This is a genomic window from Nocardia sp. NPDC004718 (assembly GCF_053601535.1).
Map to the genome: position 1 here is coordinate 15886 of NZ_JBSGCA010000059.1, position 21571 is coordinate 37456.

General features: G+C 67.3%; 19 protein-coding genes and 1 pseudogene. 11 read left to right on the forward strand and 9 right to left on the reverse strand.

All coding sequences use genetic code 11. The features are described from left to right. Window positions 1-72: 72 nt before the first annotated feature. Window positions 73-891 (reverse strand): hypothetical protein, encoded by an 819-nt coding sequence (locus ACWEH3_RS30650; protein ID WP_450022628.1) that lies wholly within the window; start codon window positions 889-891, stop codon window positions 73-75. An 86-nt stretch (window positions 892-977) separates the two neighbouring features. After that, window positions 978-1430: a hypothetical protein gene (locus tag ACWEH3_RS30655; RefSeq protein WP_450022626.1), complete on the reverse strand. Its 453-nt coding sequence runs from the start codon at window positions 1428-1430 to the stop codon at window positions 978-980. Between the two features lie 76 nt (window positions 1431-1506). Between ACWEH3_RS30655 and ACWEH3_RS30660 the strand changes: the two genes are divergently transcribed. Then, window positions 1507-1941 (forward strand): MarR family winged helix-turn-helix transcriptional regulator, encoded by a 435-nt coding sequence (locus ACWEH3_RS30660; RefSeq protein WP_450022624.1) that lies wholly within the window; start codon window positions 1507-1509, stop codon window positions 1939-1941. 268 nt (window positions 1942-2209) lie between these two features. Here ACWEH3_RS30660 and ACWEH3_RS30665 read toward each other — a convergent pair. The 4 genes and pseudogenes from ACWEH3_RS30665 to ACWEH3_RS30680 form a co-directional block, all read right to left on the reverse strand. Next, a pseudogene (locus ACWEH3_RS30665) lies at window positions 2210-2970 on the reverse strand (AMP-binding protein); the annotation flags it as partial. Between the two features lie 70 nt (window positions 2971-3040). After that, window positions 3041-3436, reverse strand: coding sequence for a nuclear transport factor 2 family protein (locus ACWEH3_RS30670; protein ID WP_450022622.1), 396 nt, complete (start codon window positions 3434-3436; stop codon window positions 3041-3043). A gap of 75 nt (window positions 3437-3511) precedes the next feature. Then, entirely contained in the window at window positions 3512-5242 is a 1731-nt protein-coding gene (locus ACWEH3_RS30675) for an aldehyde dehydrogenase family protein (protein ID WP_450022620.1), read from the reverse strand. Window positions 5243-5431: 189 nt separating this feature from the next. Then, complete coding sequence (locus ACWEH3_RS30680) at window positions 5432-5650, reverse strand: hypothetical protein (protein ID WP_355079985.1); 219 nt, start codon at window positions 5648-5650, stop codon at window positions 5432-5434. A gap of 501 nt (window positions 5651-6151) precedes the next feature. Between ACWEH3_RS30680 and ACWEH3_RS30685 the strand changes: the two genes are divergently transcribed. The 3 genes from ACWEH3_RS30685 (at window position 6152) to ACWEH3_RS30695 (ending at window position 8867) form a co-directional block, all read left to right on the forward strand. Beyond that, window positions 6152-7225 carry a zinc metalloprotease gene (locus ACWEH3_RS30685; RefSeq protein ID WP_450022618.1) on the forward strand — a complete coding sequence of 358 codons (1074 nt, stop codon included), beginning with the start codon at window positions 6152-6154 and terminating at the stop codon, window positions 7223-7225. 9 nt (window positions 7226-7234) lie between these two features. Then, the gene (locus ACWEH3_RS30690) at window positions 7235-7549 is read left to right on the forward strand and encodes a hypothetical protein (protein WP_450022616.1); all 315 of its coding nucleotides are present in this window, start codon (window positions 7235-7237) and stop codon (window positions 7547-7549) included. 232 nt (window positions 7550-7781) lie between these two features. Continuing rightward, window positions 7782-8867 (forward strand): fatty acid desaturase family protein, encoded by a 1086-nt coding sequence (locus ACWEH3_RS30695; protein ID WP_450022614.1) that lies wholly within the window; start codon window positions 7782-7784, stop codon window positions 8865-8867. A gap of 196 nt (window positions 8868-9063) precedes the next feature. Here the strand turns inward: ACWEH3_RS30695 and ACWEH3_RS30700 are convergent, their stop codons facing one another. Then, window positions 9064-10287, reverse strand: coding sequence for an FAD-dependent monooxygenase (locus ACWEH3_RS30700; RefSeq protein WP_450022612.1), 1224 nt, complete (start codon window positions 10285-10287; stop codon window positions 9064-9066). A 243-nt stretch (window positions 10288-10530) separates the two neighbouring features. Next, entirely contained in the window at window positions 10531-12150 is a 1620-nt protein-coding gene (locus ACWEH3_RS30705) for an LCP family protein (protein ID WP_450022610.1), read from the reverse strand. A 557-nt stretch (window positions 12151-12707) separates the two neighbouring features. Between ACWEH3_RS30705 and ACWEH3_RS30710 the strand changes: the two genes are divergently transcribed. The 7 genes from ACWEH3_RS30710 (at window position 12708) to ACWEH3_RS30740 (ending at window position 20421) form a co-directional block, all read left to right on the forward strand. After that, window positions 12708-15962, forward strand: coding sequence for an AfsR/SARP family transcriptional regulator (locus ACWEH3_RS30710; RefSeq protein WP_450022608.1), 3255 nt, complete (start codon window positions 12708-12710; stop codon window positions 15960-15962). 73 nt (window positions 15963-16035) lie between these two features. Then, window positions 16036-16473: a DUF4267 domain-containing protein gene (locus ACWEH3_RS30715; RefSeq protein WP_450022606.1), complete on the forward strand. Its 438-nt coding sequence runs from the start codon at window positions 16036-16038 to the stop codon at window positions 16471-16473. A gap of 7 nt (window positions 16474-16480) precedes the next feature. Continuing rightward, window positions 16481-16933, forward strand: a complete 453-nt coding sequence (locus ACWEH3_RS30720) for a DUF2871 domain-containing protein (RefSeq protein ID WP_450022604.1) — start codon at window positions 16481-16483, stop codon at window positions 16931-16933. Then, entirely contained in the window at window positions 16930-18381 is a 1452-nt protein-coding gene (locus ACWEH3_RS30725; protein WP_450022602.1) for an amidase family protein, read from the forward strand. The genes ACWEH3_RS30720 and ACWEH3_RS30725 overlap by 4 nt, the downstream gene beginning before the upstream one ends. A gap of 26 nt (window positions 18382-18407) precedes the next feature. Continuing rightward, window positions 18408-19715 (forward strand): FAD-binding oxidoreductase, encoded by a 1308-nt coding sequence (locus ACWEH3_RS30730; RefSeq protein WP_450022600.1) that lies wholly within the window; start codon window positions 18408-18410, stop codon window positions 19713-19715. A 140-nt stretch (window positions 19716-19855) separates the two neighbouring features. After that, window positions 19856-19990 carry a hypothetical protein gene (locus tag ACWEH3_RS30735; RefSeq protein ID WP_450022598.1) on the forward strand — a complete coding sequence of 45 codons (135 nt, stop codon included), beginning with the start codon at window positions 19856-19858 and terminating at the stop codon, window positions 19988-19990. Next, window positions 19987-20421 carry a type II toxin-antitoxin system VapC family toxin gene (locus ACWEH3_RS30740; RefSeq protein ID WP_450022596.1) on the forward strand — a complete coding sequence of 145 codons (435 nt, stop codon included), beginning with the start codon at window positions 19987-19989 and terminating at the stop codon, window positions 20419-20421. The genes ACWEH3_RS30735 and ACWEH3_RS30740 overlap by 4 nt, the downstream gene beginning before the upstream one ends. Before the next feature lie 153 nt (window positions 20422-20574). Here the strand turns inward: ACWEH3_RS30740 and ACWEH3_RS30745 are convergent, their stop codons facing one another. Further along, the gene (locus ACWEH3_RS30745) at window positions 20575-21387 is read right to left on the reverse strand and encodes a helix-turn-helix domain-containing protein (protein ID WP_450022594.1); all 813 of its coding nucleotides are present in this window, start codon (window positions 21385-21387) and stop codon (window positions 20575-20577) included. Window positions 21388-21571: the final 184 nt, after the last annotated feature.

The following is a 21571-nucleotide window of genomic DNA, read 5'->3' on the forward strand; positions in this document are numbered from 1 at the left end:
GAGACTGCCCGCGTCTCGGTGCCGAGGGCCGTGGTGTGGTTCAGTTAGTGGCTTAGCGGCTAGGGCGCTGCACTACTTCTGCGGCTCGGCCCCCTTGCCCGGCATGGGCGAGTTGATCGTGCTGAAGTACTGGATCGCGGCGCCGATGGCGACCGGGGCGGTGACCACGATCTGACCGGCTACGGTGCCCAGGGCGCCGATCGCGACGATGCCGCCGAGGCAGCCGAGGGCGGCGGCCGGGATGAACGGGCCGAACATGCCGACGATGGTGGCGGCGGCGACGGTGGCTCCGGCGATACCGCCGAGGATGCAGCCGACCGACGCGCCGCCGATGCCGCCGACCAGGGTGCCGATGGAAGCGCCCACGCCGATGGTGCTGGTCATGCGAGACCAGGCGGCCTGCTCGCGGTCGTACTCGGTCTTCCACGGCGCCTTGTCCTCGAAGGGGAGGGCGACCGGCTTGTAGGTGGCGTGCGCCATGTCGAACTGGGTCGTCAACGTGGCGGTGCGCTCGGAAATCTCGGCGGTGATAGGGAATTCGAAGTCGTCGACGCGGAAGGTCAGGGGTGCGCCCCCGACGACGGTGCCGTCGGCGGCCTTGATCCGCAGCGCTTGGCCCTCGACCACCAGCGAGCCCGCGTCGGTGGTGATGACGCTGGCAGTATCGGTGGCGTACGCGGTGAAGCCAACCGCTTCGGTCTTGCGGGACGCGGTTTCGCCGGACGTAACTTCGTCGGAAGTGTCCGCAGCGGATGTGTTTTCGCCCGAAGTGACCTCGGCAGACGTGGCGTCGACGGGAGCGATCTCGGGAGCGGCGGAGCTCGTGCCCGCGGCGATACTCAGCGCGGCGGTGGTGCACACCGCGGCCAAGGCTAGTTTCGTGATCTGCATGAGGTTCCTTGGTTCTCGAGGCATAGCCGCAGGACGGCCACACCTACGACCTTTGGTAGGACGCGGGTTCGCGGCGACGTAGCCACCTATCGAGCACGACTCTGCGCCTGGCCGCCCACCTCTCCATTCGGCGCGCCCGCCAGGTTCGCCGCCATTTGTTGCAGCAGCCCTATGGTTTCGAGGAACTTTTCGTCGGGGATCCCGTCGGCCATCTGCCGCCTGCGCCGGCCGATCCGGACCCACGCCTCGTCGTGCGTCACTCGTCCCGACTCGGTCAGCGACAACACACCTCCGTCCTCGGAAACCAGCCCGCACTCGAGGAGTTCGGCTAGTTCGGTGGGCCATTCGGCGTCGTTGTCCCAGAAGGTGTCCAGGGCATCGCGGACGTCGTCGGCGCGCTGCGGCTCCTGCGCCAGTGAGTGCAATACCTGCCAGCGTCTGCGGCCGAGCCCACCCGCGGCGAGATCCTCGTCGAAACGCTGGTTGATCAACCGGTCGAGTTCCACGAGCCAGTAGCCGATTCCCCGCTGGATAGCCATCACATCTCCTTCATATGTCGGTTGACAATTACATGTAAGTTTACATGCAGTTGTCCAACATCGCTAGAGTGAGCGAATGGACCAGCACGACGCCAAAACCGTCGCCGTAGAGGCGGCCATGGTCCGGATCCGCCGCAGACAGACGCGCGGCGCGCTGAGCGGCGGCGCGATCCCCATCGCCGTGTTCCGCGTGCTCGGCGCCGTCGCCGACGGTGCCGCCGACACGGTCGGCGCGTTGGCTCCGGCCCTCGGTGTCGACCAACCGCGCGCGAGTCGCTCGGTGGCCCAAGCGGTCTCGTCCGGACTACTGGAACGGGTCGCCGATCAGCGCGACGGGCGGCGCGCGGTGCTTCGCCTGACCCCCGCCGGACGCGACGCGGTGGCCGCCGCCGAAGCCTGGCGTCGCGACGCCATGGCCGCCGCGATGGCGGACTGGACCGCTACCGAACGCGCCGAATTCGCGCGACTGCTGGCACGATTCGTCGACGCGATGGACCGGCCCGGGGAATGAGCGGCGCGGGTCGGTCGGGTGGCGGACGCAACCGCCACGACAGCATGGGACGGATCCTTGGTGCGGAATTCCTGGCGATCACTGCCGCGGACCTGACCGCGTTCGACAGCGCCGCACGACACAGCCGCCGACAGAAGCGACCGAACCGGTCATCGACCACAGCGAGAATCACTGCCGCGGAGACCGACGGCTCGACGCGCTGGCGACACCCGGAAACGGCACCGGAATGGGTACCGAGCGATCGACGGACGATCCGGTGCTTATGGGTTCACAAGTATCGTTCGCGGAGTTTGCCCTTGACCAGCTTCCCGGTGGGGGTCCTGGGCAGATCGTCGGTGAAGTCGAAACTGCGCGGCACTTTGTAGTGGGCGATGCGGTCGCGCAGATACTCGCGCAGCTCCGTGGCGAGTTTCGAGCCGGGTTCGGCGCCGGGCGCTGGTTGGACAACGGCCTTGACCGATTCGCCCATCTCCTGGTCGGGCACGCCGATCACGGCCACGTCGAGCACCTTGGGGTGCAGGGCGAGGGCGTCCTCGACCTCCTGCGGGTAGATGTTCACCCCGCCGGAGATGATCAGTACTACTCGTGCAGGATCGGGCCCCACCAGTCGATCATCGCCCGCTTCACCTCGACCGGGCACGGGGCGGCCGCGTGCACGGCGACCCGCAGGCTGGACACGTCGTAGCGGGCGCGGAGGGCCTCGTCGAGCTCGAGCATCCGGACGAACATGGTCGGTACCCATTGGCTGTGGGTCACGCGGTAGCGCTCGATCGCGGCCAATGCCTGTTCGGCGTCGAACTTCTCCATGATCACCAGCGTTCCGCCGAGCGCGTGGACCACGCCGCCGAAACGCAGCGGCGCGGCGTGATAGAGCGGGGCGGGGGAAAGATAGACGGTGTCGGTGCCGAATCCCTAGAGGGGGCCGAAGATCGCGGTGTAGGTGTCACCGGGCGCGTCACCGACCTGCCGGTCCGGCAAGGGTTGTTCGATGCCCTTGGGCCGTCCGGTGGTACCCGAGCCGAAAATCATGCCGAGGCGGTGGCGACACTGCCGTCAGGTCGCCACCCTCGGTCATCTAGCAGATTGCTCAGCGGCGCGATTACAGGGTGGCCGCGGCGGGCGCTAGCGCGGCTTGCATCGCGACTCCATCGACATAGGAGTGCTTCTCCTTGACCGCGCCGTCCTCGACCAGAACATAGTCCGCAAGATCGACACTGACCCGATTGCCGGTTGTGGAGGTCCCGGTCAGCTCCCACTGCACGACCCAGAAGTCCTCCCCGACACGCAGCGAGACCAGGTGGAACGTCAGGTCGGGAACGAGGGCCAACAGCGCCGCCGCCGTCTCCCGGATAGCCGCCCTACCGCGCGCGGGTTCCTGACCCGAGTGCAGGTGGAACAAGGAGTCGTCGGTGTGGAGTTCGGCGATTCGGTCGGGGTCACGGTCCGCCCAGCACGCATGGTAGCGCTCGAACAGTTCGCGGGTGTCAGCAGTCATGGTGTGTAACTCCGATCTATTCATCCAGTAGTCGGTCGGTAGGAATCTGGGCGTTCCACGGGCGCCGAGTGGTTCTCAAGCGCGGAACGCGGACGCGACGATGCCTGGTAGTCGCAGCCAGCTCGGCCGGCCGGCATAGTCGGTCAGCTTCCGGGAGGTCTCAGCCCCGCTCTTGGCGGTGACGAACCATGACGGCTTCGGCGACAATGCGAACTCCCCGTGGGCGATCGAGCGCGGGAACGGTCTGAACGGTCCGCTGAGTACGGCACGCTCGGTGCCATCGACCAAGTAAGCGTTGTGGACCACACCGATACCGCTCCCGATCGCATCGAGGGTGTGCCCCGGGTACGCGCCCCACGGCAGACCGGGAACCAGGAATCCCAAGGCGCTCCAGACGTTGATGCCGATGGTCCCGTACCGGAGGTCCGCGATCGCCTCGTCGAAATCGGAACCCATCGCCGCGCGGTCGGCGGGCGCGACGATGACGCTCGCGCCCAGGGTGCCGTCGAGCCGATCGTTCGCGAAAGCCACTGCGGCACGTAGGAACTCGATGCCAACGCCGGGCCGGGCCGTGTGCCCGAGAACGGGGGCGAAGTACTCGGTGGTGAACAACTCCTGAGACGTGGACTCGTCGACCTCGATGAGTAGCCGCCCCGAATGGTTTTCGGCGGCTGGGTAGGAACGTTCGGCCAGCCCTATCTTGCGCTCACTACCGGGATACCACGGAGCGCGAGCCGGAAGCTCATCGAGAACCGTGCGGAGCGTGTCGAGGAATTCCGCACGCTGATCCCAGTCGCTGCTGAGAATCAGGGCTTGGCCTGCGATGCAGTTATGACCGCCGTTGTGCAGCCGCTGAGTCGCCACATGCTCGGCTTGGAAGCGAAGATCGGCCTTCGACCACCGACCCGGCACCACGATAATCGGTGACACACCGCCGAGTTCGCTGGTGATCTCCTTGTCCAGGAGCGGCGTGCCCGCGGCCCGCCGGGCCTGCCCGTCTGCCCCGACACCCCAGACGATCGCGTCGTGCGTGACACCGCTGCCGGTGATGTGCACGTGCGTGATGTCGGAGTGGTGAGCCAGGTAGCCGCCGACCGCGGCGCCGCCATTGAGGATGCGCAGGGCCCCGAACTCGACGAGCGGCGCGAAGGCAGCCTGCAACACAGGCAGCAGCGCCGCGAAAGTCGGGTTGAGCTTGAGAATGCTCACTCGATTGTGGGCCACCAGTTCATACAGCACATCCAACGGTGCGATGGCACTGATGTTTCCGGCGCCGAGGACCAAACCCACTCCCGCGTTCTCGCCGACCTGTTTCGCGCCCAGCCCCGCCGCGGCGCGCACCTGCACGGCGGTGATGCCTGGCGGCATCCAGATCTCGGCCGAGAAGCCGTGCAGGAGCATCAGCTCCCGGAGGTCGGCCGGTAGCACCTTCAGCGTTGTCCGGCCTCCCGGCGCCGTGCCCGTCGTGAGCCCATCAACCGGCGACTTACCGGCGGCGACTGCGTCGAGTGTTCGGGCAATCGCGGCGACGTTCGCCAAGGCAACGTATGGGCCGGACATCCATTCCTCGCCCTCGCACATCGCCGTCGGCATATGCTTGGCGCGGACGGCAGCCTGCACCCAACGTTCAGCGTGAGCGCGGATCGAGACATGTGTGCGCGCAAACAGGTCGGCGCGGTCAGCCGTCCCGAGCCGCGACCACCGCTCGGCGCCGAACTGCAACTCGGCGATGGCGCGATCCAGTGCAGCGATCTCGGAATCATCCAAGACCTCGTAGGAGTGGGGCTGGTGCGGGGCTGTGGTCACGTCGTACTCCTTCGATGCGGATCAGGAGAAATTCAGTGTTGCCGGTCACCATTGGCCGTGACGACAGGCACAGGCATCCACTTCGACCGCCTTCGTTGTGCCTGTGCACAACGAAGGAACACCGTCGATGCCAGTCACACGACAGCCCGCAAGTGTGGAACCGGATCCACGATTCACCGGTGACGCGGGTCAGTGCAGGTCATACGTCCACACCTGGCCGTTGTCCCGGATATTGAAGACGATGGTGCCCGCCTGCGAGAGCGGCGGCGAGTTCGCGTAGCTGATGGCCGCGGGGACGTCGGCCCACAAATGCGCTACCCACGAAGTCTGATCGAGCAGATCCTGTTTCTTGATATCGGCTGCCTCGTTCGCCGTGTGAACAACTGCCGAATCCATGCCTGCGGTCATGATTTCCTCCATTTCGCGTAAACGTTCTTTGCCTGCGAAACCGCCCCGCAACGGACGATCCGATTACCCGAGTCTTCGCCTCGGATGTCGTCGTCTCACGAGTAGTCGGCTACGGGTTTCTAGCCGGCGATACTCATCGGGACGCGGGACGGGGTTATCGCTGGATCCGTTCGCGGACCTCGCCATGTGCGGTCCGGTGCCGACCGCCGCGTGCTGTTACTCCACCGCTGTGCGGCGGGGTCGTCACCGATCTTCCACATATTTCAAAGTTGTACGGATTTTGCCGCGGTGAGGTCGGATGCAGGTAGTCGCTACTCGTGCCACGGCCGCAAAAACGGCGAAGCATTCTTATCGAGCAATTTTCATCCCAACTGATTTGCGAAAGGATATGTGATGGCCGATCTTCCTACACCTGGTGCACGAAGCCGCGAATTGTGCGGCACCATGGCAGTTCACCACAAACTGCTCCAACAGAGCGAAAGCTACCGACAGCGTTCGGCGATGTTCGAGAATCGCGCGCTCGCCTACGAAGGCCGTATGCGCGCACCGACGCGCACCGGTCCGGTCACGATCCCCGTGGTCGTCCACGTCGTCCATAATCCCGCGTTCCCGGCCGAGAACATCAGCGCGGCCCAGGTCGAGAGCCAGATCACGGTGCTCAACCAGGACTTCCGGGCGACCAATCTCGACCGCGTCGGCGTGCCGACCGTCTGGACCGACCGCATCGCCGACTGTCGCATTCAATTCGCCTTGGCTACAACCGATCCTGATGGCAATGCGACCGACGGCATCACCCGGACTGCCACCGCGAAGACATTCTTCAGCGCCGAAGCCGACGATGTGAAAGCCACCGCGACCGGCGGCGCCGATCCCTGGCCGAGCGACGAATACCTCAACCTCTGGGTGTGCACCGATCCGCAGACCGCGCCCGCAAACTCGATTCTCGGTTACGCGCAATTCCCTGGCGGTCCCGTCGACACCGATGGCGTCGTCATCGCGACGACCTGCTTCGGCACAATCGGAACCGCCACCGCGCCGTTCCACCTGGGGCGCACCGCGACGCACGAAGTCGGGCACTGGCTGAGTCTGCGCCATATCTGGGGCGATGACGGAAGCGGCTGCTCCGGTGGCGATCTGGTCGACGACACGCCCAACCAGGCCACCCAGAACTTCGGCAAACCCCAGTTCCCGCACATTTCCTGTAACAACGGTCCCAATGGCGACATGTTCATGAACTACATGGACTACACCGACGACGCGGCGATGTTCATGTTCACCACCGGCCAATCCTTGCGGATGAACGCGTGCCTGGAGGGGCCGAGGGCCTCGTTCCTGGTCGCCGCTCGCGCCGGGGATCTGCGACCGGCAGTGTCCTCCATGGCCGCGGAGGCGATGCCCGGACGCGGCGAGGCCGCCGCACCCCGTTCCGTGCCATCGACGAATTCGACTTCCTCCGGCGGCGCGGATGCGGTCGCCGACCTCGAGGGCGAGGTAGCGTTGTTGCGTTCAGTACTCGACGAGATCAATGGCGTCCTCGCCCGAGCGCCACACTGGTCGGCGCCGGGGACCCGGTGAGGATTGCCGGTGACCGGACAGATCCCCATCCTCGGAGTATGGGTGCACTCCCACGAGGAGGACACCGACACGGTGTCGATTTATCGGCCACGTGACTTCCCGTTTCCCAGGTCACGTGGCCGGTGCGGCCTCGAGTTCGGAGAAGACGGCACCGTCGTCGAATACCGTCCCGGCGCCGATGACCGGGCCCGGGCGACGACCGGCTCCTGGCGTGACCTCGGGGACGGCCGTTACTCGATGTCTTTTCCCGCCGAAGGCGCAGCGGAGCCCACTACACGTACGCTGCAATGCGTCGGGGACGCCCTTCTGGTGGACACCGAGTAACGCACAGGACGTTTACGTTCCCGAGGTCCAGTCGACTCTGGCAGCGACCGAGGCCGACGCCTCACCGATATCACACCGCAGTCCGATTCCATCTCATACCAGAGGGTTACGAGTAACGAGAATCCGGCCGATAGCTTCGGGGTATCGAAATCCGCGCCCCGCTCCGACATCGACCGGCCGACATCGTCGACGGAGGGAGGTGGCGTCTCCGGCTCAGCTCTCAGGAAGATCTATGACGACACCTGCCTTGGTCCCCGAGTCAGCTCCACGGTCACCGCGGCGCGGCGCCGACGGTGACTACGCCCGTCTGTTGCGCCGGATCTCCGACGCGGGGCTGATGAACCGGCGTCCCGTCTACTACGCCGTCCGGCTCGGCCTCGTGGGGGTCGCGTACGCAGCCTGCTGGGCAGCGTTCGTCCTCATCGGCGATTCGTGGTGGACGCTGCTGGTCGCGGGGTTCATGGCCGTGACGTTCGCTCAGATCGCGCTGGTCATGCACGATGTCGCACATCGCCAGGTTTTCCGGCTACGGCAGCCGACGGAGCTCGTGGGAAGAGTCGTCGGCAACGCAGGCATCGGTCTGGGCTACGGCTGGTGGCAGGACAAGCACACTCGGCATCACGCCAATCCGAACCACGAGGAACTCGACCCCGATGTCGCGCCCGACATTCTGGTCTGGTCACAGCGGCAAGCACGGTCCAGCCGCGGTCTGCCTCGTCTCATCGGGAGGGCGCAGGCGTTCCTGTTCTTCCCCCTCCTTTTGTTGGAGGGCCTGAACCTCCATGTGGCAGGCGTTCGAGCGCTGAGAAATCCATCGGTCAAACACCGCGGAGCGGAGGGCGCGTTGCTGTTCGTCCACTTCGCCACCTACCTCGCCGCACTGTTCGCGGTTCTGCCCGCCGACAAAGCGGTCGTGTTCCTCGCTGTCCACCAGGGCCTCTTCGGCCTGTACATGGGCTGCATCTTCGCCCCGAACCACAAGGGCATGCCGACCTTGACCGGCGACGACCGCCCCGACTACCTCCGTCGACAGGTGCTGACCTCCCGCAACGTACGGGGTGGCGCGTTGACCGACCTCGCCCTCGGCGGGCTCAACTATCAGATCGAGCATCATTTGTTCCCGAGTATGCCGACGCCGAACCTGCGTCATGCCCAGGTGATCGTCCGCGACTACTGCACCGAAATCGGCGTGCCGTACCACGAAACCGGGCTGATCTCCTCGTACCGCGAGGCGCTGGGACACTTGCACCATGTCGGCGCTCCTCTGCGCACCCCCGATCGACACCCGGGTACCGAAGTGTCACAACGGAATCGATGAACACAAGCTGGGCGTCGCGCCGCCCCGAAAGCACCCGGCGGATGCTTTACACCGCCATCCGACGAAAGTCCCCAAGCCCTTTGATCTGCCGATGGCTACGCTGACCAGCGCAGATCCGCGCGGTATGCGGCATGAGCGGACGTAGTCGGGCGGTGGCCTACCGAAGCGTCGTCCCTCTCGACACGTTATGTGACACCTACGGCTTGGCCGACAAAGTGATCGGCGGTCCGGCCGTGGCCCCGGAGTCCGGCACCCCGGTGTAGTCGGGCAGCTCGACGCCGTTGATCGCGCGCTCGACCAACTCGGAGAACCACTCCTCGGTGAAATCGGGGCTCGGCTCGGCGTCCGGCCCGGGGACGTCGCGGCTGCGGGCGTTCAACTGGGCGATCTCCTGGTTGGCCTCGACGAACGAGCGCATCCGCACCTCGTAGCCGGCGAACCCGGCCTCCGGGTCCCACCCGGCGGCGGCCAGCTCTCCGGCCAGCAGGTAGGCGCCGACCAGAGCCAGCCCGGTGCCCTGACCGGACATCGGTGACGAGCTGAACGCGGCGTCCCCGAGCAGAGCCACCCGACCGCTCGACCAGCGGTCCATCACCACCTGGGCGACCTGGTCGAGGTAGAAGTCCGGGGTGTCGTCCAGGTGCGCGAGGATGCGCGGGGTCAACCAGCCCATGCCGGCCATCCCCTCGCGCAGCAGGCGCTTCTGGGCCGCGACGTCGCGGTAGTCGACATCGAAGTCCCCCGAGGGGAAGGAGAACATGGCCATCGCCCGGGTGGCGTCCTGGATGGGCCGCAGCCCGGCGGAGCGCCCGGACTCCTGGTAGTCGATCAGCCAGCGGTCCAGCCCGAACTCGTTGGGCACGCTGTAGAAAGCCAGCACGTGCCCGAGGTGGCGGACGAACCGCTCGCGCGGCCCGAAGACCATCGCTCGCAGCGCCGAGTGCAGCCCGTCCGCGCCGACCACCAGCTCGAAGCGCCGCCGGTCGCCCCCCGCGAAGGCCACGTCGACCCCGTCCGCGTCCTGGGTGAGCTCGGCGATCCGATCACCGAAGACGTACTCGACACCGTCGCGGGTGTCGTCGTAGAGCACCTGGGACAGGTCCCCGCGCAGGATCTCGATCTCCGAGATGTACCCGTCGCCGCCATCGTCGTCCGCGCGATAGGTCTCCAGCACGTTCCCGTTCACGTCCACGGTGTACGCGCCGGCCGTCTCAGTGCAGGCCGCGCGCACCGCCGCGTCCAGCCCCATCCGCCGGATGACCTCCTTGGTCACCCCACGCGCGTCCACCGCCTGCCCGCCGGGACGCAGTTCGGGGGCCCGCTCCACCACGGTCACCTCGGCCCCTCGCCGGCGCAGCCAGTGGGCCAACGCGGGCCCCGCGATACTCGCCCCCGCCACCAATACCCTGGTACCGCTCACTGCGCCTCCCGCTCACCCGGCCGGATCACTGTCCGGATCGTTTGCTCTGACCCACCGCTGTCGGTGTATCCACAGGTATCGACGACGGATCCACAAGAAATTCATCGGTGCAGCCGAGATCGTGTCCACGCTCCACGCTGTCGCGTGCCGCCATCAGATGACCACGCGTTAGCTGTAGGCGCACACTCGTCTGCCCGATGCCGCACCGACCAGGCCGGGCCGGAGGCGTCCACGGCGGCAACCTCAGTCGACGCAGGGGATGTTGGATCCGATGCTGGTGGTGACTGGTTTACCGGAGTCGGGTGCCGCGTCGGCGGGTGTGGAGGTGGTGGCACCGGTGGACGAGGCGGTGCCGGTCGGTGTGGTGGAACTCGTCGATGTGCCCGCACTCAATTCGTCGGGCATGGTGAAGTCGCTGCCGATCACGATCTTGATGTGGCCGGGGTCGATATTCTTGGACACGGCTGTCGGTAGCCCGCCGAGCAAGTTCGCGGCCTGGGTGGCGTCGGTGTCGGCGCCCGTGCCGTAATAGACGACCGAGCCGGAACCATCGGTGGAGGCGGCGTTGCCGATGTCTCCTTTGCCGAATCCCTTGTCGGCCAACGCTGTCGACACTTTGGCGGCCATACCTGCCGCTCCGCCCGCGTTGACGACGTCGACGGTACTGGTGGGTGTGGTCGTGAGTGCGGCGGGCGTGGCTGCCTGCACACCGAACGCCGTGCGCACCGTCTTTTTGATGGCGGCCGGATCGATGACGTTGACGTCTTGGCCGTCAATGGTCTGGTAGCCCTGCACCGGCAAGGTCTGGAATTCGATCGGAATCGAACCCGCCTTCCCCATGGTCTGCGCGAAGTCGAGCATGTTCCAGCCTTGGGAGAGCACCACATCGTTCTGTGCGGCGTTGATCAATTGCTGCAGTTTGCCGATGTTGGTGAGTGTGCCGGACTCCGCGAGTTGTTTGGCGACCGAGGTGAGGAACGCCTGCTGGCGGTGGGTCCTGTCGAGATCGCCGTTGTCGAGTTCGTGACGTTGCCGGACGAACGACAACGCGTTGGCGGCATCGAGATGCTGGGGTCCGGCCGGGAACACCGCGCCGGAGTAGTACTCGTCGTCGACGGCGTGATTGAGACAGACATCGACGCCGCCGAGAATGGCGGCCAGGTCGTAGAAGCCGACGAGGGAGACCTCGGCGAACCGGTTGATCGGTACTCCCGTCAGTGCCTTCACGGTCTGCACGATGGATTCGCGGCCGGCCTCGCGGCCCTGGCGTTCCAGTTCGACCTTGTCTTTGACGCCCTGGTTGGCGAGCTTCTGCTCGACCGCCACCTTCTTCAGCCCGTAGGCTTCCTTGATCTTGGCGTGGTCGTAGCCGGGGATCCCGGTGACCGCGACGTAGTCGTCGCGCGGGATGGAGAAGGCGGTGATCCTCTTCAGATCCTTCGGAATGTGTACCAGGATCAGGGAATTGGCGTTGTAGCCGCCCTCGCTGCCGTCACCGGCGTGCAACCGGTCCATGATGTCTTTGGGTAGGTCGTTGCCGTTACGGTCTTTGCGTGTGTCCAGCCCGATGAGCAGGATGTTCATGTCGCCGTCGAGCGCGGCGGCGTCTTCGGAACTGATAGCCCCGGACCGGGCGAACCCGTCATCGACGGCGCGCTCGGTGTAGTAGGCGAATCCGGTGCCCGATACAACGACCACCGAGGTAGCGGCAACGACGAGGCGAAGGGCGGTCCGTGCGACCCTGGCCTGCCACGACGACCGCGCGGTCCGAGTGCGGCGGGTGGGCCGCACCGGCACATACCGGTCGGTGGGGCCCTCGGCAGGGTCGGTCGCCTCCGCGCGCCGATCACCACCAGAGCCCATCGGTCGCGTACCGGCACCGCGAGTCGCCGTTGCCGAGTTCTCCCGCCCTGCGTGCGAACCGTCCGCGGCTGATCCGCCGAGTTCGGCACGAGACTCACCTCGGTCTCCCGCCCGGTGTGAAGGCCGGGCGCTCGCGGCGCGGGCCGACACCTCGCGAACCCCTTCGACGGGCGTTTCCGGCCGAGCATGACGACCACCGGACCGGGGAACCACGACCGGAATCGGTTCCGTTTCGTCACTCATTCGCCGTCAAGCCTCACGTCACAGTGCCGCGCGGAAACCGCCGACAGCACTTCACCAGGTTGGAATATCCTGCCCGATGTCCGTGACGAATACACACCGAGCAAGCACCCGATCGGGTACGCGGTAGCGAAATCCGTTGGCGCAGCATCACGTCACACGCGCCGATCTCGGTGATGATCGACGACAGACCGCGCCGGTCGGCGTGCGCCGACAGTTCGAGGCGGTTGATAGCCGCAATGCGGAGAGGTCCCAGTTCGCCCGGGTTGACGAGAGGTCGGGGCGCCACGCAGGATCGATCGCGAGATGGACGATTCATGCTGGTAGAGCTATTGGGTCCGGTGCGGGTGGCGGCCGCAGACGGGAGGAAGGCGTCGGTCGGGGGGCCGCGGGTGCGGGCATTGCTGGGGTTGCTGGCGCTCGAAGCCGGGCGAGTGGTGCCGGCGGCGCGGCTGGTGGACGGGGTGTGGGGGGAGAACCCGCCGGCAGGGGCCGGGAACGCGTTGCAGACTCTGGCGAGTCGGTTGCGCGCGGCGGCACCGGGCACGGTGCGGCATGACGGGGGCGGGTATGTGCTCGAACTCACGCCCGAGGACGTCGATGCGCATCGGTTCGGGCGTGAGGTCGAGGCAGGGCGGGCATTGCTGGCGGCCGGTGAGGCCGAACGAGCCATCGCGTGCTTCGATGCCGCGCTCGCCCTATGGCGCGGGGAGCCGTTGAGCGATGCGGGGGAATCGGAGGCATTGCGGGTCGCGGCACTGCATTTGACCGAACAGCGGCTCGAGGCGGTCGAATTGCGAGCGGACGCCTTTCGAGCCTTGGGCCGAGGCGGCGAGGTATTGGGTGAGCTCCGCACGGAGGTAGCGGCACATCCGTTCCGGGAGACGCTGGCCGCACGACTGGTGCGGGCGCTCGCGGCAGCGGGACGAACCTCCGAGGCGATACAACAGTTCCAGCGGACCGAGACCCTGTTACTGGACGAACTCGGCACGACACCCGCCGAGGTCCTGCGCTCGGCCCTGGCCGAAATTCACACGAACGCACCCCGTAATCCCGTAGTCGACGAACCTGCGATCGCGACGGCGGCCAGATCGGGTCCAACGGGAGTTACGGAAGCATCGCGAACCAGCGGCGCGTCCGCACCGCTGCTGCCCAGGCGGTTCACCAGCTTCGTCGGACGCGGACGCGACGTGGAAGGAGTGCGACGGGCGCTGCGCGAGGCCCGACTGGTGACACTGTCGGGTACCGGGGGCGTGGGGAAGACCCGGCTGGCCGCCGAGACGGTCGGGGCGCATGCCGAGGACTGGGCGGACGGTTTCGCTTTCGTCGAACTCGCCGCACTCGAGCGGGAGCGGCCCGACCGGCCGGCCGTGAACGCAGTCGGAGTGGCGATAGCGAACGCGCTCGCTCAGTTCGAGCGACCCGATGAACTGTCCACGGAATGGGCCGATGTACTGGAGCGGACGCTGTCCGGCCGCCGAATGCTGTTGGTGCTGGACAACTGCGAGCATGTCGTGGAGGCGACCGCGCGCCTGATTCACGATCTATTGCAGCGGCTGCCCCTGCTGCGGGTGCTCACCACCAGCCGGGAGCCGATCGGCGTGGACGGCGAGCGACTGTGTCCGGTCCGGACCTTGGACCTGCCCGAAGCCGACTCGGATATCGCGGCGGTCACCGCATCGCCCGCGGTCCGGCTGTTCGTCGACCGCGCCACCGCGGCACTCCCGGATTTCGCGCTGTCCGAGATCAATTCCGCGGATATCCGCGCCATCGTGCGCAGCCTGGACGGCATGCCGCTGGCTATCGAACTCGCCGCCGCTCGCCTGCGGAGCCTGCCGCTACCGGACCTCAGCGCCCGACTCACCGATCGCTTCCGGCTGCTCACCAACAGTACTCGCCACGCGGTCCCGCGCCATCGCACCTTGCACGCGGCCGTCGCCTGGAGCTGGGGGCTGCTCACCGACGCGGAAGCCGCGGCAGCCCGGCGTTTTTCGATTTTCGCCGGCGGCGCGACCTTGGACGCCGTTACTTCGGTGTGTGGTCCGGACGCCATCGACACGGTCACCTCACTGGTGACGAAGTCGTTGGTCGACTTCGATGGACAGCGCTATCGAATGGCGGAGACCATCCGAGCCTATGCGACAGCGGAGTTGACCGCCGCCGGCGATGCGGACGAAGTCGCCCGCATCCATGCCGACTGCTTCTCGGAATTCGCTGACGCCGCCGCCCACGGATTACGCACTACCGCACAACCCGATTGGCTCGCGCGGCTGATCGCTGAACACGGCAATTGCGAGACCGCACTGCGGTGGGCGCTGGACGTCGGCGACGGCGAGCGCGCGGTTCGCCTGTACGCGAATCTCGTCTGGTATTGGCTGCTGCGCGGGTTGCATGGCGACATCTCCGAACGCCGCCGCGAGGTCCTCGCACTGCTCGACGACACACCGCCGCCGGGGTGCACCGGGGCCTATCTGGCCTGCCGGTACGCCGAGGAGCTGCCGGCGTACTTCACCAACATCTGGTGGGGTCAGATCCGAGACGACACGGGACGATTCGAGCGGCTGACCCGCGCGGCCCTCACCGAGGATCGACCTCCGCACCCGATGTTCGTGCTCATACTGGCGCTGCGTGACCTACTCGGCGACGACGACAGCCTGTTGACCGCGTGCACCACCTCCGACGATCCGTGGCTGCGCGGTAATGCGTTGATAGCAAAAGGTTTCGATGAACTGGGCGGCGACCATCCGGCCCGTGCCCTGCCCACTCTGGAGGCGGCGCTGACCTGCCTGAGCGCGCACGGCGACGCCCGGTCACACAGCCGCGCCCTGATCTCCCTGGCCAGCTACCGGACCCGGATGCTCGGCCTGGACAGCGCCCGTCCGCTGATCGCGAGCGCGCTGGAACTGCTCAGCCCCGACCTGGGCGCCGGTGAGCGCATGGGCGTGCTGCTCTTCGCGGCGGAGATGTACCTGGTCGGCGGCGATACCGACGTCGCGGCAACCTATATCGACCACGCCGAGGCCCTGATCACCCCGCACATCATCCCCGCACCTGGGCGCTTCTTGGCGGCGACGCAGGCGCACCTGGCGCACCTGCGCGGCGACAACGACCGCGCGATGGAACTGTACCGGCGGATGTCCGAGCATCCGCTCCCCGACGGCCCGCCACCCGCGGGACGCCACGATACCGTCCGCTTCGTGAACCTGGCCTTCGTGAGCACCGCGCACGCGGCGGCCCTGGTCGCGGCGGGCCGGCCGGACGACGCGCTGCGAGAGCTGGCCATGCCCCGAGATCTGGCCGCCCAGACCTCGGCGGCGCTGCTGGCCGAGGTCGGTATCGGTTACGCCCTTGTCGCTCTGGCGAAGGACGCCCCGGAGCAGGCGGCCCGCATTCTCGGCGCCACCGACCGGATCAACCGGAGGGCCGGGGTGATCCGCATCGGACCGTTCCGGCGGCGGGCGCTCGACCAAGCGGAAGCGGCGCTCGGGCCCGTGCGCCTGAGCGCGGAATTCCTCGCGGGCGCCCGGCTTCCGGACGAGGCGGTGCTCGAACTGCTGCGTACCGTTCGCTGACAACAGCTGTCAGCGAACGGTACGGGCGGCACTGGATGCTCGGGACACGTATCCCACCGATCCAGGAGTGCTCATGTCTGTTCCTTCGAACACGGAAACAGTTGTTTCCGTGCGTGGTTCCCGCCGACTCGGCGAACGTCTCGGTACGGCTGGCGCCGTACTGGGAGCCGGGTTCATCATCTCCGTCGGCGGCGGTTATCTGCTCGCCCCGCAGCGAATGGCTCCGGGCTTCGGTTTCACCGACTGGCCGCGCGGCGAGGCCAACGGCTTCCTGAACGTCAAAGGCGTCCGCGATGTGGGCATCGGTCTGATCATGCTGGTCCTGGTCGCGGCCGGGCAGCGCCGCACCCTCGGCGCGACCCTGCTCACCATCGCCCTGATCCCGACCGGCGACATGCTCACCATCCTGGTGCGCCGCGGCTCCACCGCGACCGCCCTGAGCGTGCACGGTCTCACCGCCGGCCTGGTGGCCGCCGCCGGCGCGCTGCTGCTGCGCCGGGAAAATCGTTGAGCGCCCGATGAAGACACTGCTCAATACCGCTCACATCTACATGATCATCGGCCTGATCTCCGGGCTCTACTACCGCGAGATCACCAAGGTCGAACATTTCACCGGGCAGTCGCAGCTCGGCGTCGTGCACACCCACGTGCTGGCGCTGGGCATGCTGTTCTTCCTCATCGTGCTGGCCTTGGAGAAACAGTTCACGCTCAGCGCCCGGGGAAGCCTGTACGGCTGGTTCTTCTGGCTGTACAACATCGGCCTGGCCATCACCGTCGCGGCCATGACGCTGCACGGCACCCTCACCGTGCTGGGTAAGAGCAGCGGTGAGGCGATCGCGCTCGGCGCGGGCGTGGGCCACATCCTGCTGGCCGTCGGGCTGGTCCTCTTCTTCATCACCGTCGGCAAATCCATCGACGACAGTCGAACACCGCACAGCGCAGCGGTATTCGCCGAACAGGAGGCATTGTGAACACCGGCCAGGACAGCGCACTGTGGACGCAAGACGCGGTCTCGCTCGCGGCGCTGATCGCCGAGGGCGCGGTCACCGCGGCCCAGGTCGTCGAGTCGCATCTCGAGCGCATCGAGCAGGCCGATTCCGAGATCGGCGCCCTCACCACGGTATTCAGCGAGTCCGCGCGCGCCGAGGCGGCCGCGGCCGACCGCAGGGGGCCGACGGGGCCGCTGCACGGGGTCCCGGTCACCGTCAAGAACAACCTCGATGTCGCGGGCAGCCCGACCACCTGGGGCGTGGCGGCCTTCGGACAGGCCGTCGCGGTAGCGGACGCACCCGCGGTGTCCGCACTGCGGCGAGCCGGGGCGATCGTCATCGGACGAACGAACATGCCGGACTTCGCCACTCGCTGGCACACCGACAACGACGAGGCGGGCCCGACGGTGAATCCGTGGAACCCGACTCGCAGCCCGGGCGGTTCCAGCGGCGGTGACGCCGCCGCGGTAGCTACCGGCATGACACCCCTAGGTCTGGGCACCGACTTCGGCGGTTCACTGCGCGTACCCGCCGCGTTCTGCGGAGTCGCCTCCCTGCGCACCACACCCGGCCGGGTGGCGGTGGCCTCGAGCCTGTCCGGGGCCGCACCAGCGCCGACGAATCAATTGTTCGCGGCACCGGGGCCGTTGGCGCGCACCGTGCGCGATCTGACGACTGCCTTCGAGGTACTCAGCGACAGCGCTGATCTGCGCGATCCCGGATGGATTCCAGTGCGTGACGCGACTGATACCGCCCCGCCCGCGGTCGCCGTCACGCTCGGTGACGATATCGATCCGCAGGTGCGGGCAGCGCTGCTCGGCTGCGCCGACGCCCTCGAACGCGCGGGGTATCCGGTAGCCGAACTGGATCCGCCGCAATTGGGCGAGGTGGCGGCGGACTACGGCCGATTGGTTTCCACCGAGGTGGTGGTCCAGCGCCGCGAAGCCATGCGGCGAGTCGGCAGCGCGGGACTGAACATTTTCGTGGACGCGGCGATCGACCTGTTCCCGCCGCTGGATCTGGCGGGCTACATGACCGCGCTGGGTGAGCGCCTCACCCGCCGCGCGGCCTGGTCCCGCTTCCTCGCGGAGCATCCGATCGTGCTCGGCCCGGTCTCGGACGAACTGCCGTGGCCGGTCGGCTACGACCTCGGCGGCACCGCACAAGTCGCGACCATGTACGCGGCGCATCGCCTCACGATCGCCGCCAACTACCTGGCCCTGCCCGCGGTCACGGTCCCAGCGGGTGTATCGGCCGAGGGTCTTCCCATCGGTGTCCAGTTGATCACCGCCCCATTCACCGAGCGCCGCGCGCTGACGGCCGCCGCCCATATCGAAGCGGCCTATCCGATGCCCACACCCATCTCCCCGGCAACCGACCCGGCCACCCGGCACCGGGTGCCGTCCATCGGGTCGGGCACGACGCGGTGAATATTTCTGTAGCGAAGGGAATGAACATGTCACACAACACCTTGCGATCCGTCGTGCGCGGACGGGTACTGCTGCCGGGTGACGAAGCGTTCGATACGGCACGGACGCCGTGGAACCTCAATATCGACCAGCCGGTAGCGGCCGTCGTGCACGTCGAAGACGCGGAGGATATGGCCGCCGTGGTCGGCTACGCGCGCCACGCGGGCCTGTCGGTGACCGCTCAGCCCAACGGCCACGGCGCTTCCGGTGATACCGCCGGCGCCATCCTGGTGCGCACGCGCCGACTCGATCGGATCGAGGTGGATCCGGCCCGGCGACGTGCCCGCGTCGGCGCGGGGACCAATTGGGGCCAAGTGCAGGCGGCGGCCGCCCGGCACGGCTTGACCGGGCTGGCCGGAAGTTCCCCGGTGGTCAGCGTGGTCGGCTATACCCTCGGTGGCGGATTGTCGTGGTTCGGCCGTAAATACGGTTGGGCGGCCGATAGCGTCCGGGCCTTCGATATCGTCGATGCCGACGGTCGGCAGGCCAGGGTCACCGCGGAATCCGACCCGGAGCTGTTCTGGGCACTGTGCGGCGGCGGCGGGGATTTCGCACTGGTGACGGCAGTGGAGTTCGATCTGTTCGCGGCTCCGGCCTTGTTCGGTGGCCTGATCGCCTGGCCGGCCGCGCAGACCGAGGCGGTCCGTGCGGCCTTCCAGGACATCACCGATCACGCACCGGCCGAACTCACGGTCTGGCTCAATCGGCTGGAGCTGCCGCAGGCTCCGCCTGTGATCGCGATCGCCGCCGCCTACCTGGGCGAACCGGCGCGCGGACGGGACCTGCTGCGACGGCTGGACACGATCGACGGCATCCTCGCGGACACGCGCCGGGAATTGTCCCCGGCCGAGTTGGGCGCCATCGTCAACGAGCCCACCGCGCCAGGCCCCGGACTGCTGCGAACCGAACTGCTGACCGCACTGGACGAGACCGCCGCCGAGATCCTGCTGCACGGACCGATCGATCCGCTGATGGGCATCCAGCTCCGGCAGTTGGGAGGTGCGCTCGCCGAGCCCACCCGAGGCGCGGTTCCACCGTTCGCGGAGCCCTACGCACTGTCGCTGCAGGCCACCGGCTCGGATCCGGACACCGTTGCCGCGGTACTCGCCACTCAGAAGCGCATCGTCGCCGATCTGGGCGCGCGAGTCAGCGGCCGCAAACCGTACACCGTCCTGTCCGCCGGCGACAGTGCCGCAGAGGTTTTCGACACCGGCACCTTGGACCGACTGCGAAAGCTCAAGCAGGCCCGCGACCCACACGGCGTATTCCGCGCCAACTTCCCGATTCTCCACTGAACCTCCGGTTCCGAGCCCGAGGTCAGGCACCTCCACAGCGCTGCCCCGCCAACGTGATCGGCGCGGCAGCGCTGTGCCTGCGACCAGCTATCGCAATCCTTACGAGGCCGAATCCCTGCGCAGACAGCCGCGGCATTGCGATGCTGTTGGATGCGTCCGACCGGCCACGCAACGACGCACCGCTGCCCGTCTTCCACAGCGGGCGCTCGCGCAGCGCCGACGAGATGCGCGAGGACGTCTACCGGCAGATCAAGCAGCGATCGGCCCGTCGATGATCATCGTCGCCGACACCTCGGCGCTCTTCGCCGCATTCGACGCCGACCAAGATGAACACGAACAGACGCTGCGCGTGATGGAGCGCGAAACCCTGGTCATATCGCCGCTGGTGCTGACCGAGCTGGATCACCTGACCCGCCGCGACCTCGGCTTCACCGCGGCGATGAAGATCACCGACGCACTGCTGGGCCGAGCCATCGACGGCCGCTACCGGCTTGCCGAGTTGAAGCACGTCGACCTGTCTACAGCGCAATCGGTGCGAGCCGAATACGAAGGACTGCAACTAAACCTCGCCGACGCGGTCGGCGTCGCGCTCGCCGACAAATACAAGACCGACTGCATTTTCACCCTGGACCAGCGCGACTTCCGAGCCATCGAACCATTGACGCCCGGTTTCCGCTCGTTCCGGATCCTGCCCGCAGACGCGTAGCGATCTCGGCCCCACGGTCACACTGCATAAGTCCCGCGAATGGCCGGGCGCTTCCCAAGTTTGCCGATATTCTGCGTGTCACGCGGAGAGCACCGCGGCGCTGGGAGGACATCCGCTGAGGCCCGCGCCGCCCAGCTCGAACGTCGCGCCGGATTATGTCGCGATCGTCGACGGCCAGGCTCGGTCGTCGATTGTGAGCCAGGGTTCGGTGGCTGCGGCGGTGGGGGGTACGCCGGTGAATTCGCGTATGTCGCGGTGGAGGTGGGATTGGTCGGCGTAGCCGGTGTCGGCTGCTACTCGGGAGGGGGAATGTCCTTGAACGAGGCGGTGGACGGCGTGGTCGAAGCGGACAAGTTTGGCGGCGCGTTTGGGGGTCAGGCCGATTTGCGTGCCGAAGCGTGACCACAGTCGTTGACGGCTCCAGCCCAGCTCGGCGGCGAGGCGCTCGACGCGGAAACGGCCGCGGCTGAGTTCGATCTGCCGCCATGCCCAGGCGACCTCAGGGTCGACGCGCTGGTCGTGCCGGGACCGCGCGGACAGCGCGGTGTCGACCAGGGCGAACCGGTCGGGCCAGCTCGGCGTCTCGTGCAGGCGCTCGCGCAGCCACCCCGCCTCGCGACCCCAGATGTCGTCCAAGCCGATGATGGTTCCGCCCAGCTCGGCGAGCGGGAAGCCGAGGATTGCCCGGGCGACAACCGGTTCCAGGCGAATCTGGACGCATTCGACGGCGTCGACGCGGACCGGAAGCGCGGTGCCGGCGAGGCCGAGCGTAAGACTGCCCGAATGGCTACGGCCCGTCGAGTCGCGGACCTCGAAGCCGCACTCGCCGAACTCGACGATCACCGTGATCGCCGGATGTGGAATGACACGCACCTGGTCCGGGCCGTCCCCGTGCACATGGAATCCGGCCATGTCGACGCCGCGCAGGGCGGGTGGCCGCGCCGGTCGAGCGATGTCCCAAGGCACACGTCGATTGTATGAGTAGCCGTGCACGCTGACATTTCTTCAATACGCGACCCGCGGTCGTGCCCGAACGTCGTGGTGTCCCAACCAATCGAAGGACTCTCAATGACCATGTCAAGCCGCAGCAGCAACCGGGGCCGGGTTGCCGTGGGTGAACTCGCGTTGGTCGCGCAGCAGTGCCCACAAC

Excerpts from the sequence above, each read along its gene's own strand:
- ACWEH3_RS30650 (WP_450022628.1), bottom strand. The coding sequence starts at position 891 with ATGCAGATCACGAAACTAGCCTTGGCCGCGGTGTGCACCACCGCCGCG.
- ACWEH3_RS30655 (WP_450022626.1), bottom strand. The coding sequence starts at position 1,430 with ATGGCTATCCAGCGGGGAATCGGCTACTGGCTCGTGGAACTCGACCGG.
- ACWEH3_RS30660 (WP_450022624.1), top strand. The coding sequence starts at position 1,507 with ATGGACCAGCACGACGCCAAAACCGTCGCCGTAGAGGCGGCCATGGTC.
- ACWEH3_RS30670 (WP_450022622.1), bottom strand. The coding sequence starts at position 3,436 with ATGACTGCTGACACCCGCGAACTGTTCGAGCGCTACCATGCGTGCTGG.
- ACWEH3_RS30680 (WP_355079985.1), bottom strand. The coding sequence starts at position 5,650 with ATGACCGCAGGCATGGATTCGGCAGTTGTTCACACGGCGAACGAGGCA.
- ACWEH3_RS30685 (WP_450022618.1), top strand. The coding sequence starts at position 6,152 with ATGTTCGAGAATCGCGCGCTCGCCTACGAAGGCCGTATGCGCGCACCG.
- ACWEH3_RS30695 (WP_450022614.1), top strand. The coding sequence starts at position 7,782 with ATGACGACACCTGCCTTGGTCCCCGAGTCAGCTCCACGGTCACCGCGG.
- ACWEH3_RS30705 (WP_450022610.1), bottom strand. The coding sequence starts at position 12,150 with ATGGGCTCTGGTGGTGATCGGCGCGCGGAGGCGACCGACCCTGCCGAG.
- ACWEH3_RS30710 (WP_450022608.1), top strand. The coding sequence starts at position 12,708 with ATGCTGGTAGAGCTATTGGGTCCGGTGCGGGTGGCGGCCGCAGACGGG.
- ACWEH3_RS30715 (WP_450022606.1), top strand. The coding sequence starts at position 16,036 with ATGTCTGTTCCTTCGAACACGGAAACAGTTGTTTCCGTGCGTGGTTCC.
- ACWEH3_RS30720 (WP_450022604.1), top strand. The coding sequence starts at position 16,481 with ATGAAGACACTGCTCAATACCGCTCACATCTACATGATCATCGGCCTG.
- ACWEH3_RS30730 (WP_450022600.1), top strand. The coding sequence starts at position 18,408 with ATGTCACACAACACCTTGCGATCCGTCGTGCGCGGACGGGTACTGCTG.
- ACWEH3_RS30735 (WP_450022598.1), top strand. The coding sequence starts at position 19,856 with ATGCTGTTGGATGCGTCCGACCGGCCACGCAACGACGCACCGCTGCCC.
- ACWEH3_RS30740 (WP_450022596.1), top strand. The coding sequence starts at position 19,987 with ATGATCATCGTCGCCGACACCTCGGCGCTCTTCGCCGCATTCGACGCC.